This window comes from Ferrimicrobium sp. (assembly GCF_027364955.1).
GTDB lineage: Bacteria > Actinomycetota > Acidimicrobiia > Acidimicrobiales > Acidimicrobiaceae > Ferrimicrobium.
Genome location: NZ_DAHXOI010000006.1, coordinates 98988 through 114855, shown reverse-complemented (window position 1 = coordinate 114855; position 15868 = coordinate 98988). Strand labels below are relative to the sequence as shown.

General features: G+C 57.7%; 12 protein-coding genes, 1 tRNA gene and 2 pseudogenes. 11 read left to right on the top strand and 4 right to left on the bottom strand.

Features of this window, described 5'->3' with window-relative positions; all coding sequences use genetic code 11:
• Positions 1 to 1395 (top strand): cysteine--tRNA ligase, encoded by a 1395-nt coding sequence (gene cysS, locus M7Q83_RS06005; protein ID WP_298336382.1) that lies wholly within the window; start codon positions 1 to 3, stop codon positions 1393 to 1395.
• A 57-nt stretch (positions 1396 to 1452) separates the two neighbouring features.
• A complete protein-coding gene (locus tag M7Q83_RS06000; RefSeq protein ID WP_298336380.1) occupies positions 1453 to 2667 on the top strand; it encodes an acyl-CoA dehydrogenase family protein in 1215 nt (404 codons plus the stop codon).
• Positions 2668 to 2678: 11 nt separating this feature from the next.
• Here the strand turns inward: M7Q83_RS06000 and M7Q83_RS05995 are convergent, their stop codons facing one another.
• Positions 2679 to 3098, bottom strand: a complete 420-nt coding sequence (locus tag M7Q83_RS05995) for a DCC1-like thiol-disulfide oxidoreductase family protein (RefSeq protein WP_298336378.1) — start codon at positions 3096 to 3098, stop codon at positions 2679 to 2681.
• Here M7Q83_RS05995 and M7Q83_RS05990 point away from each other — a divergent pair, their 5' ends adjacent.
• The 6 genes from M7Q83_RS05990 to M7Q83_RS05965 all read left to right on the top strand — a co-directional run bounded on the left by M7Q83_RS05990 (position 3099) and on the right by M7Q83_RS05965 (position 11129).
• A complete protein-coding gene (locus M7Q83_RS05990; protein WP_298336376.1) occupies positions 3099 to 4295 on the top strand; it encodes a PDZ domain-containing protein in 1197 nt (398 codons plus the stop codon). It abuts the gene before it with no gap.
• Positions 4296 to 4304: 9 nt separating this feature from the next.
• On the top strand, positions 4305 to 6617 hold the full coding sequence (locus M7Q83_RS05985) for a hypothetical protein (protein ID WP_298336374.1): 2313 nt from the start codon (positions 4305 to 4307) through the stop codon (positions 6615 to 6617).
• Positions 6618 to 6627: 10 nt separating this feature from the next.
• Entirely contained in the window at positions 6628 to 9492 is a 2865-nt protein-coding gene (locus M7Q83_RS05980) for a UPF0182 family protein (RefSeq protein WP_298336372.1), read from the top strand.
• A 30-nt stretch (positions 9493 to 9522) separates the two neighbouring features.
• Positions 9523 to 9599 (top strand) — tRNA-Met (locus tag M7Q83_RS05975).
• 256 nt (positions 9600 to 9855) lie between these two features.
• The gene (locus M7Q83_RS05970; RefSeq protein WP_298336370.1) at positions 9856 to 10317 is read left to right on the top strand and encodes a MarR family transcriptional regulator; all 462 of its coding nucleotides are present in this window, start codon (positions 9856 to 9858) and stop codon (positions 10315 to 10317) included.
• The gene (locus M7Q83_RS05965) at positions 10314 to 11129 is read left to right on the top strand and encodes an NAD-dependent epimerase/dehydratase family protein (protein WP_298336367.1); all 816 of its coding nucleotides are present in this window, start codon (positions 10314 to 10316) and stop codon (positions 11127 to 11129) included. Before M7Q83_RS05970 ends, M7Q83_RS05965 begins: the two co-directional genes overlap by 4 nt.
• Before the next feature lie 35 nt (positions 11130 to 11164).
• On the opposite strand, the gene M7Q83_RS05960 is transcribed toward M7Q83_RS05965, so the two are convergent.
• On the bottom strand, positions 11165 to 11386 hold the full coding sequence (locus M7Q83_RS05960) for a hypothetical protein (protein ID WP_298336365.1): 222 nt from the start codon (positions 11384 to 11386) through the stop codon (positions 11165 to 11167).
• Between the two features lie 62 nt (positions 11387 to 11448).
• Positions 11449 to 11685, bottom strand: coding sequence for a hypothetical protein (locus M7Q83_RS05955; protein ID WP_298336363.1), 237 nt, complete (start codon positions 11683 to 11685; stop codon positions 11449 to 11451).
• Positions 11686 to 12020: 335 nt separating this feature from the next.
• Here M7Q83_RS05955 and M7Q83_RS05950 point away from each other — a divergent pair.
• Both M7Q83_RS05950 and M7Q83_RS05945 read left to right on the top strand, forming a co-directional pair.
• Positions 12021 to 13221 (top strand): annotated as a pseudogene (locus M7Q83_RS05950) (IS110 family transposase).
• A gap of 29 nt (positions 13222 to 13250) precedes the next feature.
• Positions 13251 to 13970 (top strand): annotated as a pseudogene (locus tag M7Q83_RS05945) (Fic family protein); the annotation flags it as partial.
• Positions 13971 to 14052: 82 nt separating this feature from the next.
• Here M7Q83_RS05945 and M7Q83_RS05940 read toward each other — a convergent pair.
• On the bottom strand, positions 14053 to 14976 hold the full coding sequence (locus tag M7Q83_RS05940; RefSeq protein WP_298336361.1) for a cation diffusion facilitator family transporter: 924 nt from the start codon (positions 14974 to 14976) through the stop codon (positions 14053 to 14055).
• 477 nt (positions 14977 to 15453) lie between these two features.
• Between M7Q83_RS05940 and M7Q83_RS05935 the strand changes: the two genes are divergently transcribed.
• Positions 15454 to 15861 (top strand): metalloregulator ArsR/SmtB family transcription factor, encoded by a 408-nt coding sequence (locus M7Q83_RS05935; protein WP_298336360.1) that lies wholly within the window; start codon positions 15454 to 15456, stop codon positions 15859 to 15861.
• The last annotated feature ends 7 nt before the right edge of the window (positions 15862 to 15868 follow it).

Below are 15868 nucleotides of genomic sequence, written 5' to 3'. Positions count from 1 at the left end.
ATGACCACACTCTTTGACACCATGACCGGATCAGTTACCCAGCTTATCAACCCGGGTCAGGACACCTTCTCCCTCTACGTCTGCGGCCCTACGGTGCAGGACCGCCCTCATCTTGGACATGGTCGTATCGTGGCCACCTATGATCTGCTCCGTCGCCACCTTCAACACAAAGGGCTGAACGTGAACCTGGTCATGAATGTGACCGATATCGACGACAAGATCATCACACGAGCCTTACAGGAGTCGACAAGCGCCGAGGAGATTGCCAGCCGCTACGAGGCGATCTGGTGGGAGACCATGGACCAACTCGGGGTTGATCGGCCAGACGCCACCCCACACGCCACTGACTGGGTTCAAGCCATGATCGTCAAAATTGCGATGATGATCGATGCCGAAGCTGCGTACGTGATCGATGACGGAGTTTATCTGCGCATCGCAAGCGTTCCCCACTATGGAATCCTCACCAAGCAGGACTTTGACCAGCTTCAACCCGGCAACCGCGTTGAGGTCAACCGATCGAAAGAGTCGCCGCTCGACTTCGCGCTCTGGAAGCGAGTAGGGGCGGATGAGGTCGGTTTCGAGTCACCCTGGGGTTATGGCCGCCCAGGATGGCACACCGAATGCGTGACCATGTCGATCGAGCTACTCGGCTCGACCTTTGATCTCCATGGTGGCGGCATGGACCTCATTTTCCCCCATCATGAGAATGAACTGGCCCAAGCACAAGTACTCGGTGCACCCTTTGCTCGCCACTGGGCCCACGTCGGCTTCGTGGAGATGAACGGCGAGAAGATGTCGAAGTCGGTCGGCAACACGCTTGATCTCACCGAGGCTGTGAGGGGATTTGGAGGGCGCGCCGTCCGCCTCGCGTACCTGCGCGCTTACTATCGCTCACCGCTTGAGATGTCCGAAGCCACACTCAACGATGCGTTAGCATCGCTCAATCGCATCGACAACTTCCTCGAGCGTGGCCCATTCGGTCAGGTCGAAGCCGATACCCTCGCCACCTTTGTTGATGCTCTCGACAACGATCTTGACACACCTACTGCGTTTTCACTCCTCTTCGACCAGGTAAGAGAGGGTAATACCCGCTATGACCATCGCCAATCTGGTCCAGCGGCTGACAAAGCAGCCACGGTGTATGCCATGCTTGACTGGCTCGGGCTTGCGCCAGCAACCGAAGACCTCTTTATCCCTCCGGAGATCAGCGAAGCTGTCGAAGCTCGGCAACAAGCCAAACAACGCCGCGACTACGCGCAAGCCGATGCGCTCCGGGCGGTCATCGAAGCCGCCGGCTTCGCCATCTTTGATACGAAAGATGGAACCGAACTACGCAAGGATCGTCGCCTTGCAACCGACGAGTCCCTCAACGAGACGTCATCGCTCGATAAATAGAGACGGCACGGAGCATATGTTACCGAGCGGTAATATAATGGAAGGATAGGAGGAATTATGGATCCATACTCGCTTTCACTGACAGAGGACCAAATCGAACTACAGCAATGGGCGCACGATTTTGCCGAAAAGACGATCCGGCCAGCGGCTCACGAATGGGACGAGCGTGAAGAGACACCGTGGCCGATCATCAAAGAGGCAGCCAAGATCGGCCTGTACTCCTACGACTTCCTCGTGAATGCCTACGCCGACAAAACCGGCCTCACCCTGCCGCTCGTGATGGAGGAGCTCGCGTGGGGCGACGCTGGCATCACGCTCGCCATCTTCGGCTCCACACTTGCGGTGGCCGGTATTCTCGCGAATGGCACCGCCGAGCAGGCTAACGAATGGATCCCACAATGTTTTGGCAGCGCTGATGATCCCAAACTGGCCGCTTTTGGCGTCACCGAGCCGGATGCGGGGAGTGACGTCTCGTCGCTACGGACGCGAGCGGTCTACAACGAAGCCGACGACACATGGACGCTCAACGGAACCAAAACCTGGATCACCAACGGTGGTATCGCCGATATCCACGTTATCGTAGCGAGTGTCGATCCTGAACTCGGATCGCGGGGCCAAGCGAGCTTCATCATTCCCCTTGGTACGAGCGGGCTTCGCATGGGGCAAAAGTTCAAGAAAATGGGGATTAGGGCATCGCACACTGCAGAGGTTGTCCTCGAAGACGTCACTGTCCCTGGTCATCTGCTACTCGGCGGCAAGGATCGGCTTGATGAACGTCTGGCCCGCGTGAGGGAAGGGAAGCGAGCCTCGTCGCAGGCAGCAATGGCGACCTTCGAGGCCTCCCGTCCCCTTGTTGGAGCCCAAGCGCTTGGCATCGCTCGAGCGGCCTATGAGTATGCGCTCGACTACGCCCGAGAGCGTCGCCAGTTCGGACGAGCGATCATCGAAAACCAAGCGATCGCCTTCAAGCTCGCCGACATGGCCACGCAGATCGATGCGGCCCGACTACTTGTCCATCGCGCCGCATGGATGGCCGCTCAGGGCCACTCCTTCTCTCACGGGGAGGGGTCGATGTCAAAGCTCTTTGCTGGCGAAGTTGCCGTCAAAGCGACCGAAGAGGCGATCCAAATCCTCGGCGGGTATGGGTACGTGCGAGAGTACCCAGTGGAGCGCTGGCACCGAGACTCCAAGATCTACACAATTTTCGAGGGGACCTCTGAGATTCAAAGACTGATCGTTGCTCGGGCCATCTCAGGAGTCAAACTTCGCTGAGTGACTGGTTCTCAGATGAGATGTCGGTGCTTTGCCACCCATCGGTAGCACCGATCCGCGACCGCATACGGACGGGGACCGCGGAGCCAGACGCCGATCAGTCTGCCCCCCGCACCCGACAGCTGGAGCCACTCGATAACGGCATCGATGCCGACGAACTCGTGGCCGTCAATCGTAAGGACGACGCCACTACCGTGAATAACTGACGCCTGATCAGAACGCACTTCGATTGCTGGCGCAAGGCGACAGGCGATAGCTCCGCTGGCACGACAGAGTCGACAGGTGCCGTCGATCGAGAGAGTCGGTTGCTGAGATTGTTGGGGTAGCGTCCTTCCAGAGCGTCTCTCTCCAGGGCGGTCAGGTTTATGGGCAAAAGCACCTACCCACCTGGTGGGTTGTCGCGTGAGCCATCCGACGGACTTGGGTTGCATGTGCTTAGGCTAGCCGTATCGCGTAGTGATCATGGTGCACTCTCCGTTGACCTCGCCTATAGCGACCTCGGGCAGGCTGCACAATCCCCTCTCCGTGCGCGATCCCCACACCCGGGTAAGACGATACAACCACATTCGTCGTTCCAAATCCCTGTCCACTCCTCGCTACACTCAAAGGGTGTGAGCCACGCTCGATGGAATCTACTTCGCACCACCGCAATCCTGTGGGGCAGCCTGCTCCTCGCCGCCAGCTTGATCTGGCTTGACTTTGGTACGGTATCTGAGGTCGCCATCGGCCCAGGGGGTCTCGTCAATCTATCCCAAGCTGTTGGGTTGAATCATCACCATCCCCGTCATCTAGCCCTGTTCGATGCACAACTTTCCGTCACTACGCTCACCCCACTCCAGCTTGTCATCGATCACCTCAATCCCAATCTGGAGTTCATCACTCCCTTACGCAATGAAAGGACACCCTTAGACAACGCCAGCTCCAGCAACCTCCAGGCGGTGCTATCCGCCGGAGTTGCGGCCTACCGGTATCTCGGGCTACCGATTACCAACACGCATGGGCTCATCGTCCGCGATATCCTCCCACATTCTCCAGCCCAGGGGGTCATTCACCTCGGCGACCTCATCACCACCGTCAACGGACTAAGGGTCTCGAATCTATTGAACTTTGAGACAGCTTTAACCTCGAAGCCGCATAGTCCAACTGTTACGCTTGTTCTCGAACGCCAACAACTGGGTGCCCCAACACCCAAGCGCAGCAAAGTACGAGTGCCCTTTAACGAAGGGAAGTTGGGGATTGTCATTGCCGCTGCCAGCCTCTACGAGCTCCCAAACGCACTCAGGCTGCAAATCCCTCGGGCGCTCGACGGTAGCGAAGGACTCGCAGAAGCTCTCGCGATCATCGATAGCGTCCGTCATCTACACCTCAAATACCCTCTTTCCGTGGGTCTCATTGGCGTCGTCAAACCTGACGGAGCAATACAGCCAGTGTTTGGGATCGCACAAAGAGTCGCTGCCATGCGGGATGGGCATCTACGCTATGTACTTGTGCCATCAGTACAGCGCCAGAGTGCCCAGCGGGCTTCACACGGGATGATCGACGTGATCGGTGTAACCTTTCTCTCTCAGGCGGTACGAGAGGTTGAGCGGCTCGGAAGGGCAAGGACTCCAAAGGAAGTAGTCCGATAGGAGGCGAGAATGTGGCGGCCAGAGACTAACGATACACACGAAAGCTTCAACATCGTCAGAAAAGGTTACGACCGCGAAGCGGTTGATCGTCTGCTCGCTGCGCTTCGTCAAGAGCTATCGCAAGCCTCAGAGCGAATCGCCAAGCTAGAGGTCGAACTCTCCCAATCCCGACAGGCCCACGAAACGCTGCGGGAGGATACGCGTCTCGCGCTCTCCGACCCAGAGCGGGCCAGCAAGTTGCTCGGCCAGGAGGCCTCTGAGGTGCTCAAAAGTGCGAACGATGCCGCACTCGGACTCCGACGCAAGGCGGAGTCGACGGCAAAGGATCTCCTGGAACGAGCACGGCGCGAGGCAGAAGAGATTACCAGGCAGGCCAAGTTAGCCGCCGAAAGTGAGATCGAGGAGGGGCGTCAAGTTGCTCGCGCCCATCTCGAAGAGGTGCGACAGCAAGGACGTGAGATCCTTGCTATGGCCGACTCAACAGCGTCGAGCACGGTAGAGGCGGCAAAGCGCGAGGGGCGCTCCTTGGTATTTCGTGCCCGCGAACATGCGGCCAACTTGACCCAGCAGGCCGAAAACCGTGCTGCCCAGGTGCGGGAGGAGATCTCCGGTCTCGACCTTGATCGCCAACACCTGATCGGGATCCTCCGAGGCGCACAGGATCTGGTTCGCTCATCACTCGCTTCGCTCGACACACGGCCGCTCTTCCCTGATCACGCCGCCACCGATATCCCCAAGGAAGGGAACGAGCCCGACACCGCACCAACGAGTGATGAACTGCCAACGAGTGAAGAACTGCCAACGAGTGAAGAACTACGGAGCGCCGACATCGAGCTTCACGATCAGCCAACCGCAGGACCCGTTGATGGGGATGCGCTCAGCCACATTACCGAACCAACAAAAAACACAGATACCACCCCCGTTGAGGCGGGTGTCGATACCGCACAAGCTGCGTTGACACTCGCCGACGTTACCAAGCTCATCGAACTCGCTGCCGAACAGACGGCGGCATTTGAACTCGACGACGAGGCGGACTACCTAAGCGACCGTGCGATCGATGATGCCGGCACCCTGCGCGCTGATGATCTGGCCGAGCAGGCAACGGAACCTCCTTCGAGCGGCATCCGAGAGCGGAAAAACACTCGAGCATGGAACGACAGTGAAGTAGCGGCGCTAGACCCTCGCGCCTCCGCACCAGAACCCTCGACGTCCGAAGACGATCATCGGACTCCGCTTCATGAGATCGATGAGGCCAATGCCAGTTCCGCTGATGCTACCTCCACCCCCTCGGGTGCGTCCGACGCGGAAGCGGGGCAAGAACCTCGAGAGCTCCAAGATGCAACGGAGTTCGAGGATGCAACGGAGTTCGAGGATGAGATCGTCGTCGTGGAGCGGTATCGTCAACCACGCCCTGAGGCCGCCACAACAGACAACTCCAAGTCTCGTCTGCAACGCCTCGAGGCACTCTTTAGCGAACTCCGCGAAGAGGACACTGACCACGGTGTTGCCACTTCACGAACCATGAGCCAACCGAGTACTGTTCCAGCGGCTACGTCTGATCACTCCGACACCACAGTCACAGGCGACTCCATCGTCGACCCCGTACCCGGGAGTGCCCAGAGTCTCCAAGATTCCGAGACTGACCACCTAGCCCAAAAAATTCGAGGTGCGCTCAAGGATCTTTTCGACCCCCGTGCGGTTGACCTTTCGCGACGGATCAAACGAATCACCCAGGATGATCTCAACAAAATTCTTGCGACGCTTCGTTCGAGCGGTCGCGATAGCGCTATCTCCCTCATCGATCAGATCGTCAACGACAGCCAAACGCGAGCCGGGGATGTGCGACTACTCGTGGCTCGCATTCTCCATGCAGGATCTGACTTCGGCGCCCTCCTTGGAGACCAGCGCTTCGATCCCTCAGGCCAGCGCTTTGACGAGCTATCTCAAGAGATGGCGATCGATCTCACCGACACCCTGGGACAGGCGACTCTGGTGCGCGCGCTTGAAATACTCGAGCGCGGCTCCGAGCTGGACGAGATGGAGCTCGTTGGACGCACTAACGGGGTCTATCGTGAAGCTCGACGCAAGCTCGACGAGCTCATCAGCGACACTGCCTATCAGATTTTCTGTCGTGGTGTTCGCCTCGTTCCGGGGGCAACCGGCTATCTTTGGGTCACATCGTCGGCCACGCAACCCTGTGCGGACTGCGAAGACAACATGCTCGCTGGAATCAATCCCTTAGCTGAAGCGTTCCCTACAGGACATGAGAATCCGCCAGCACACCCCGGTTGCACCTGCGTTATTGTTCCTGTCTTCGCCTAGGGTATAGTGGATGCGCGTTCCACAAGATATCACCCGTAACCGACGGGGGCCGTCGCGGGCACAGCTCATTCTGATCGGGGTCGTCGTACTCCTGATTGTCGTTCTGTTTTCGCTCAAGGGCATTGCTGTCTTTTACACTGACTTCCTCTGGTTTTCGAACTACCATCTTGACGAAATCTGGAAAGGTGTTCTGCTCGCTAAGGTAGAGCTGTGGGTCGTGTTTGCAGCGATCTTCGCTGTCGCTTGTTACGTCTCCTTGACCATTGCAAACCATCATCTCCCAGCGATCACCCCCCAAGATGATGACCTCATTCAGCGTTACCGCGCCACGAATGAACAACACCCGAAAATTGCCAAGATCGCCATCACGGTTGTCGCCACACTCATCGTCGCCTCACAGGCACCAAGCGAGTGGAAAAACTGGTTGCTCTTTCGCAACTACGTGCCTTTCCCAACGAAGGACCCGCAGTTCCATCTGAACGCCGGGTTCTTCGTCTTCCGGCTACCCTTCATCCAGTTCCTCATCTCATGGAGCTTCCTCGCTGTTGCTGTCACCTTCGTCCTCACGGTTGGTGTGGCCTATCTCAATGGTTCCCTGCGACTCCAGGGGCGGGGAACTCGTGCTACCGCGCACCTCAAGGCTCATATGTCGGTCCTACTCGCCGTCATGGCGCTCATCAAGGCCGTCGGCTACTACTTTCAGCGCTACCAGCTTGACATGTCGACCAGAGGATACGTCGAGGGGGCAAGCTACACCGATGTCCATGCACAGCTCCCTGCCATCAACCTGCTGATCTTCATCTCTGTTGTCGCCTGCGGATTGTTTGTCTTCAATATTTACCGACAGGGTTGGGTCTTGCCCGTCTTGGCGCTCGGGCTATGGGCCTTCATCTCCATCGTGCTCGGTGCCATCTATCCCGCCCTGATTGAGAAGTTCGTGGTAGCACCGGCGCAGGAGCAGAAAGAGGCTCCTTACATCGAGCGCAACATCATCGCGACGCGCTATGCAATGGGTCTGAACTCGATCTCGGCTGCTCCCTACGAAGCTGCAACCAATACGTCCTCTTCCGTAGCTCTCACCAATGACAACGCGCTTCAGTCGATCATCCTCTGGGGCTCCACCCAGCCGTTGCAGACCTTCGACAAGCTGCAAGATATCCGGTCCTACTATCAGTTCAACTCCTTGTCGATTGAGACCTACAAAGTGCACGGGGTCACCACACCCGTGCTCGTCGGTGTGCGTCAAATCAACTCGAACAACTTGCCAGCTCAGTCCTGGGTCAACGAACACCTCCAATTCACCCACGGATACGGTGCCGCTCTCGCCGAAGCCAACACTGTCTCCAACGGAGGTAACCCGATCTTTGACATCGGCAACCTCCCGCCGGTCTCCAAGGGTGGGGTTCCTGTGCTCCAGCAGCCCCAGGTCTACTATGGCGAAGATATGAGCGGTTACGTCATCGCCAACACCAAGCAGCCCGAGATCGACTACCAGCTTCGATCGGGCGCCTCAGTGGAGACGCACTATCATTCAACCGGCGGCGTACAACTCACATCGATCGTCAAACGAGCTGCCTTCGCACTGCGCTTTGGTGACATCAACATCTTGGACTCCTCCCTGCTGACCCCACAATCGCGTATTATGTTCGAACGAGGCATCGTTACGCGCGCACAGATGGCCATGCCCTTCCTTAAGTACGGATCCCACCCGTACCCAGTCATCGCTAACGGTCGCGTCTATTGGGTGCTCAATGGCTACACGACGAGCCCGAACTACCCGTACGCGCAGGCCGCCAATACCAGCGCCGTCCCCTCGGGCAGTCAACTCGCCAACGGCAACTACAACTACATACGGAACTCCGTCAAGATCGTCATCGATGCCTACTCTGGCGCAATGCACTTCTACGTATCTGATCCGTCCGACCCGATGATTCAGGCCTACGAGAAGGCCTTCCCTCACGTCTTCCAGCCACTCTCCTCGATGAATCCAGCGATCGAAGAGCACCTCCGCTACCCAAGCGATCTGTTATCGGTACAGGCGCAAATGTATGGGCTCTACCACGTCACCAGTGCCTCGAACTTCTACTCAGCGGGTAATGCATGGGAGGTCTCAGCGAGCCCAGCGATTGGCCAAATCCCTTCAGGAACCAGTGGTGGCTTTGCCTCGCTCTCCAGCTCAAGCAACTCCCCAATGTTGCCTGTTTACGAGATGATGCAGCTGCCAGGGTCTAAGTCGACCAATCTCAGCCTTGTAGAAGCCTATGTTCCTTACTCCCCATCAGGCTCGACACAGAACCTCACCGGCTTCTTGGTTGGCCAATCGTCTCCCTCTAATCCCTATCAACTCACCACGTTGATCACGCCGAACGGCGAGCAGATCGATGGGCCCAATCAGATCACCTCTCGTATGACATCACAGACGGCGGTATCACAGGAACTCACCCTTCTCGATCAACACGGATCCAACGTTGACTTCGGGTCGACCTCTGCGATACCGCTTGGCCAAAACCTCCTTTGGGTCACGCCTCTCTACGTCTCAAGTACCTCCAACCCCATTCCTGAGATCAAAGAGATCGTCGCGGCCTATGGAACCAACATCGCCATCAGCCCAACGGTCGCTGGCGACCTCCAGCAGATCTTTGGGGTGATTCCGAATGGAGCCGAAGGAAGTCAAAAGGTCGCGACCTCCGTTCCAAGCACGGTTGTCTCATCACAGGCGTCAAGCATCATCGCAAAGGCCCAAGCTCTCTACACCAAGGCACAGGCTGCACTCAAGTCCGGGAACCTCTCACAGTACCAGCAAGACATCAACCAAATTGGCGCGCTGCTCAACGAGATTTCTACCAAGGTTAAGGCTTCCGCGGTTAAGAAGTAGCCAACGGTCCAGCTATACTGGATAGAACAACGCGGGGTGGAGCAGCTAGGTAGCTCGTCGGGCTCATAACCCGAAGGTCGTAGGTTCAAATCCTACCCCCGCCACCAAGGAAAGTGCAGGCCAGGGCCGGTCTCTAAGGACCGGCCCTTCTGCTGTCCGCAGATCCATCTCATGGGCCTTCCTATCAATGCGGCTTCTTCGAATTTCGGCAGGTGGGACGTTCGACAGCTACCGCCAAATAGGTCTGCCGGCATCGAGGAGCACCCAGACCCTGCAGTTGCGGATCGACGTGGAATCGAACGCTGCCAAGTTCCCGTGAACCATTGGCTTGGTATCTGTTAGCTACCGAACTATATTGGTAAGGTGGCTAACGAAGTAACGGACCCTCAGCACGAGTCGGCCGGGGCGTGGGCGAAGAAGTATTGCCTTGCATCGCGGCTGGTGATGGAATCTGTGCTGCGCCCCCACGATCTCGGCCCCACACAGTGGTATGTGCTCTACCACGTTGCAACGGTGGGCGAGATCTCACAGCGTGACCTCGCAGCCCTGCTCCAGGTTGAACGAGCAACCCTCACCGGCGTGGTCGCCGCCTTGGTCCGCAAAGGGTTGCTCGTACAGGAGCCGAGCCGTACCGATCAGCGACAGAAGATGTTGAGGCTTACTCCGGCCGGTGCCGCGTTGTGGCCAAAGCTGCCCGACCCGATAGCCCTGATTCTGGGTACCGCGTTTGATGACATCGCAGCGTCTGAGGTGGAAACCACTGTCCACGTTCTTCGTACCGCCACTGGCAAGCTCCATGACCTTCTATCGAAAGGAACACCATGACCATTCTTATCACCGGTGCCACCGGATTGGTCGGCTCTCGCCTCATTCCACGCCTGGTCGACGCGGGGTACGAATGTCGTGCACTCGTGCGACCCGGTGGGCCCCTCCCCGACGGTGTCACGTCGGTCGCCGGAGACCTCCTGGATCCGATTACCCTCCCGGAAGCCGTGGAGGGAATCTCCGCCGTGATCCACCTAGCAGCCGTTCTGCGGACCCCAGATCCGGAGCAGATACGGCGAGTCAACGTCGACGGCACCCACAACCTCATCACAGCGGTCCGGACCCATGCCCCCGAGGCACGAATGATCATGGCTAGCACCAATCTCGTCTACGACGAACATCTGCCTTGGCCAGCGCGCGAAGACGATCCTGTTGACCCGACCCGGCCCTACCCGGCCAGCAAGGTCATCGCCGAGCAGGAACTTCGGCGCAGCGGCCTGACGTGGAGCATCCTGCGGTTCGCCTTCGTCTACGGCGACGGCGACGGCCATCTGCAATCGGCGCCCGGACTCTTGGGGTCATGGGGGTGGCATCCCGCCGCCACGTTGAGTTTGATCCACCATCGTGACATCGCTACCGCCATGCAACTCGCTCTCACCGGAGTTCTAGATCGGCGGATCGTCAACCTTGCGGACGACGCTCCCACCTCGGTATACGAGATCGCCCGCATCGTCGGCACCGGCTACCCCACATCGGCTCAGCCCCTTGAAAACCCCTGGAACGGACACGTCGATGGAACCCTCGCCAGAAGTCTCGGCTTCGCTCCCATGGTGCGTAGCGTCTACCAAGCTGCCGACGAGGAGTCTCTCTAGGGCGGCTCATAACCCGAAGGTCGTAGGTTCAAATCCTACCCCCGCCACCAAGGAAAGTGCAGTTCAGGGCCGGTCTCTAAGGACTGGCCCTTCTGCTGCCCCCAAAGATCCCCAAAGACAACCCCCAAAATATCGCTGCGCTTGCTTTCGTGCGTGGATCGAAGCGTGAGATCAAGCGAGGCGTCTGGGAGCTGCGGGTCTTCCTCGGGAAGGACCCAGTCACCGGGAAGTACAAGGTGCACTCGAAGACGTTCCACGGCTCGGCACGAGCAACAGAAGAAGCACTCCAGACCTCATCGACCAGCAAGCCCCCTCCGGCTCAGATGGGATCGGAGCGACCTTCGGTCAGCTCCTCGACCAATGACTTAAAAGGATTGAAGGACTGGAGGTCGGAGCACGACGTCTGCTTCATGCCGAGGTCGTCCGAGGAATGCACCAGGCGGCAGCCGACGTCACGGCAGCCGAGGTCCTCAACAACATCGACGCCATGGTATTTGCGGTAGAGAGCATCGATGCCGGCGATCCCATCACCGTGGACATCCTCCTCGACATGCACCGTCGTCTCCTTGCTGGCACACGACTTAAACAGTACGGAGGTATCGCCAGAAACCAACAAAACTGGATTGGTGGAAGCGCCTACAACCCGTGCGCTGCCGTCTTCGTCCCGTTACCTTTTAGGTAAGCCTCGATGGTCGAGGTTAGGTCACTGGGCCTGGTATGACTCAACTGCCCTGTCATTGATGATCCGGGGGGTGTTGTCGCCAGGCCCAGAGACGCTTGTAAAAGACTAATAGGGACATGGCTTTGGAGTGATTCTTAGGTCTCGTCGTAACGTGGGTGTCTAGAGCAGGTGTCTGACTGTGGCCTTAACGAAGGAAAGGATACCAGCTCATGGAATCACCGTACGACATCTATTGTGGTCTTGATGTGGGCAAGTTCTCGCACTACGCCGTTGCGATCGGCGTAGACGGGGAAAAGCTCGCCGATGGAGAGTTTCCCCAGGACTAAGTGAAATTACGGGAACTCTTTAGTCGGCTTGCAAGCCAGGGTCGCGTCCTGGTCGTTGTTGACCAACCCAACACGATTGGAGCTCTGCCGGTTGCACTAGCCAAAGACCTTGGAATAGATGTTGCCTACTTGCCGGGTCTCGCTATGCGCAGAGCGGCTGACCTCTATCCTGGCAACGCAAAGACCGATGCCCGTGATGCCTTCATCATCGCAGACACCGCTCGCTCGATGCCCCATACCTTACGAGCCATCGACAAGGAGAGTGAGGTGTTTGTGAGCTCTCAAAGTACTGGCTGGCTTCGACGAGGATCTCACGCATGAATGCACCAGGACAATCAACCGGCTTCGCAACCTCCTGCTGGGGGTTTCACCTGCTCTCGAGAGGGTTTTCTCTGGAACTCGCCTGACCCAACCCCTGGTGCTTGAGCTCTTTATCAAGTACCACGGCCCGATCGGACTTCGTGAGGCAGGTAAGGCAAAGGTCATGCGCTTTGCCCGCTCAAAGAGCACCCGCGATCCATCGCGGCTCATTGAGGAGATCTTCGAAGCTCTCTCACAACAGAGCATCAGCGTCAGTGGAGCAGCGGCGGTTGAACTTGTCATTCCCACGCTTGCCCTCAATATCAAGACACTCAAGGCCCAAAGGGCAGAGGTTGCTCAACAGGTAGAGAAACTCTTGGCAAAGCACCCTCTTTTGGAGGTCTTGATGTCCATTCCGGGAGTAGGCATCAGATGCGCAGTCACAATACTCCTCTGCATTGGCGATGGCTCCAGCTTTCCGACTGCCGCCCATTTGGCGGCTTATGCCGGAATTGCGCCTGTCACTCGGCGATCAGGATCCTCAATCAAAGGAGAGGGTCCCTCTCGAGGAGGCAATAAACAATTGAAGAATGCCTTATTCCGATCAGCGTGGGTGGCCACAACGTGTGATCCGGAATCGAAGGCATACTATGCAAGAAAGAGGGCGCAGGGCAAGAAACACAATGCGGCGATCATCTGTTTAGCCAGGAGAAGGTGTGACATGATTTATGCGATGCTAAGGGATGGGGCTTCCTATCGTCCGAAAGTCGCTCTATCGGCTTGACAAAGAGATAGGGACACCCCCCGCCTGAATTCGTCAACGAACTTCTTGAAGACCTATGCGCCTTTTGCTGCACGGACGATCTCCCACCTGTTGCGCAAGCTGCCATCGCACATGCCCAGTTTGAGACGATCCACCCGTTCGTGGACGGCAACGGAAGAACTGGTCGAGCCCTGATCCATCTCATCCTTCGACGTCGGGGACTCGCTCTTCGAACACTTCCTCCCGTGTCCCTGGTGCTCGCTACGTGGGCACAGAACTACATCGACGGCTTGACCCTCTTCCGCTACGTCGGATCACCAACGTCCCCTGCCGCCATCGACGGGCTCAACACGTGGATTGGCCGGTTCGCAAGTGCTTGCACGAGGTCTGTCGCTGACGCCAGCACGTACGAACGACGAGCGGCTGAGCTAGAAGTGGAGTGGCGTGAACGACTGGGATCTGTCCGTGCCAACTCCGGAACGGACGTCCTCCTCCGGGTACTTCCAGGTGCGCCAATCCTGACTGCGGACAGTGCCGCAACTCTCCTCGGACGTACCTACAAACCAGCAGCGGCAGCGATTCAACGTCTCGTAGATGCCGGGATTCTCCGACAGGTGAACATCGGGCGGCGTAATAAGGCATTCGAAGCACCAGAGGTCATCGCCGCCTTCACTGCACTGGAGCGCCAGCTCGCTAATCCCGAGGGAGACACTCGCATGAGTGAGCCCGCGCGTACCGAGCCTCGACACAGGGGGATCGCAGTGACATGAGGGTCGAAGCCCTAGCGTTGACTGTCGGCTGGACAACTGGTGTGCTGCTTGGCGGAGGCTCAGGACCAAGGAAGGCCAACAGTCATTGGTGAGTCGTGGGTTCGTGCAGCTGATGCCGTGCAGGCTCAAGTTGAAACGTGCAATGTTCGACATCAAAATGCCCAGAGAGACACTCCCCAAGTTCATCTAGTATCGTCGCCGCTCCACCACGATCGAAGACGATATCTTCGATCACAACATGCGCAGAAAGCACCGGATTACCGCTCGTAATCGTCCAGACATGAAGATCGTGAACCGCCAACACTCCTGGTGTCGACTTGATATGATCCCGAACCTCAGCCATGTTGATATCTTTTGGTGTCGCCTCCAAGAGCACATCCACCGTTTCACGCAACAACTTCATCGTTCTCGGCAAAATGAGTATCCCGATCAGGAGCGAGGCAAGCGCGTCAGCTCGTTCAAACCCGGTCGCTGCGATCAGGGCCGCCGCGATCAACACCGCAATAGCTCCAAGCAGGTCAGAGAGGGTCTCGAGAAAGGCCCCCCGTATATTCAAACTTTCTCCTTGGCCGGGACGCAGGATCACCAAACTCATCCCATTGCCGACCAGTGCTACCACACCAAAGATGGTCATGATACCCGCAGACGCCACCTCTGGGTGGATCAGACGCACGATCGCCTCGACGATAATGAAAATCCCGACTCCGAAGAGCAAGACCGCATTGATCACGGCCGCGAATATTTCCGCTCGTTGATAGCCAAAAGTTCGCGCATCATTCGAAGGTCGACGACCAAACCAGATACCGAGGAGTGAGAGACCAATGCCAGCGACATCCGTCGCCACATGGCCAGCATCAGCGAGGAGAGCGAGTGAATGGCCCAACAGCCCACCGACGACCTCGGCGGCCAGTACCGTCAGGCTGATACCAAGTACGAACTTGAGCCGACCCCGATTACGGCTACCGGCCGTTGCGGTGAAGGCGTGATGATCGTGTGCTTGTGTCACCTGTTTACGATCCTCGACAACGATGACCGACCGAACAGGAATCGGTAGACGGACTCCTACCAGCTCCCCAGGATCGGCATCTGAGCATCCGACTGGTTCCCAAGACCACATGCGCTTGGCACGCGCTGGGACTCGTTCCGGAGACGTTGACCACCTCAACCAGTCTACCGAGATCGCAACATGCAAAGCGCGCGAGCCCAATCGATGGTTGCTCCAGCTGCACGCTCCAACAGGCATCGCTGCCCCACTCCGAAGAACCTCTTCGTACGAGCAGATGTCGTGCTCCAGTTGCTCGGCCGCACTCACCCACCATCACCACGCAAGGGCGATCCCACGCCGCCAGGCTGGATAGGTAGGGCAACGCTATGGACGCGTAGCAGAACATGAGACTCCACCGCTAGCGGTAGTCACATGCATTATTTCGCAATTTCGCAATTTATGATAGTATTAAGCATTCCTGGCGGTAAGATCTCCACCATGGAACGAACCTCTCTAGCACCTGCGACGGCGGGTGCGACACCTCTCTACGAGCTCAAAGCGGAGTTTTTCAAGGCGATGGGCCATCCCATCCGCATCAGAGTCTTGGAGTTGCTCTCGGGGGGACCACTGAGCGTCAGTGATCTCAATGCCCAGATTGGGGCGAATGCACCCCACCTCTCACAACAGCTCAACGTGCTCAAACGTGCAGGGCTCATCAGCTCTGAGCGGAACGAGAAATACATCGTCTATTCACTCGCGTTCCCAGAGCTCATCGAGCTGCTCGCCGTTGCCAGGCGTATTCTGATCGACGTTCTTGCCCAGCGCAGCGATCTCCTGATCGATCTCCAAGCCTCGTACCCACTACCAAATCGCCCAAATAACGTCGCACAACCCCATAACTCGTAGCTCTCCA

Excerpts from the sequence above, each read along its gene's own strand:
- M7Q83_RS05935 (WP_298336360.1), top strand. The coding sequence starts at position 15,454 with ATGGAACGAACCTCTCTAGCACCTGCGACGGCGGGTGCGACACCTCTC.
- cysS (WP_298336382.1), top strand. The coding sequence starts at position 1 with ATGACCACACTCTTTGACACCATGACCGGATCAGTTACCCAGCTTATC.
- M7Q83_RS05980 (WP_298336372.1), top strand. The coding sequence starts at position 6,628 with ATGCGCGTTCCACAAGATATCACCCGTAACCGACGGGGGCCGTCGCGG.
- M7Q83_RS05995 (WP_298336378.1), bottom strand. The coding sequence starts at position 3,098 with ATGCAACCCAAGTCCGTCGGATGGCTCACGCGACAACCCACCAGGTGG.
- M7Q83_RS06000 (WP_298336380.1), top strand. The coding sequence starts at position 1,453 with ATGGATCCATACTCGCTTTCACTGACAGAGGACCAAATCGAACTACAG.
- M7Q83_RS05985 (WP_298336374.1), top strand. The coding sequence starts at position 4,305 with ATGTGGCGGCCAGAGACTAACGATACACACGAAAGCTTCAACATCGTC.
- M7Q83_RS05965 (WP_298336367.1), top strand. The coding sequence starts at position 10,314 with ATGACCATTCTTATCACCGGTGCCACCGGATTGGTCGGCTCTCGCCTC.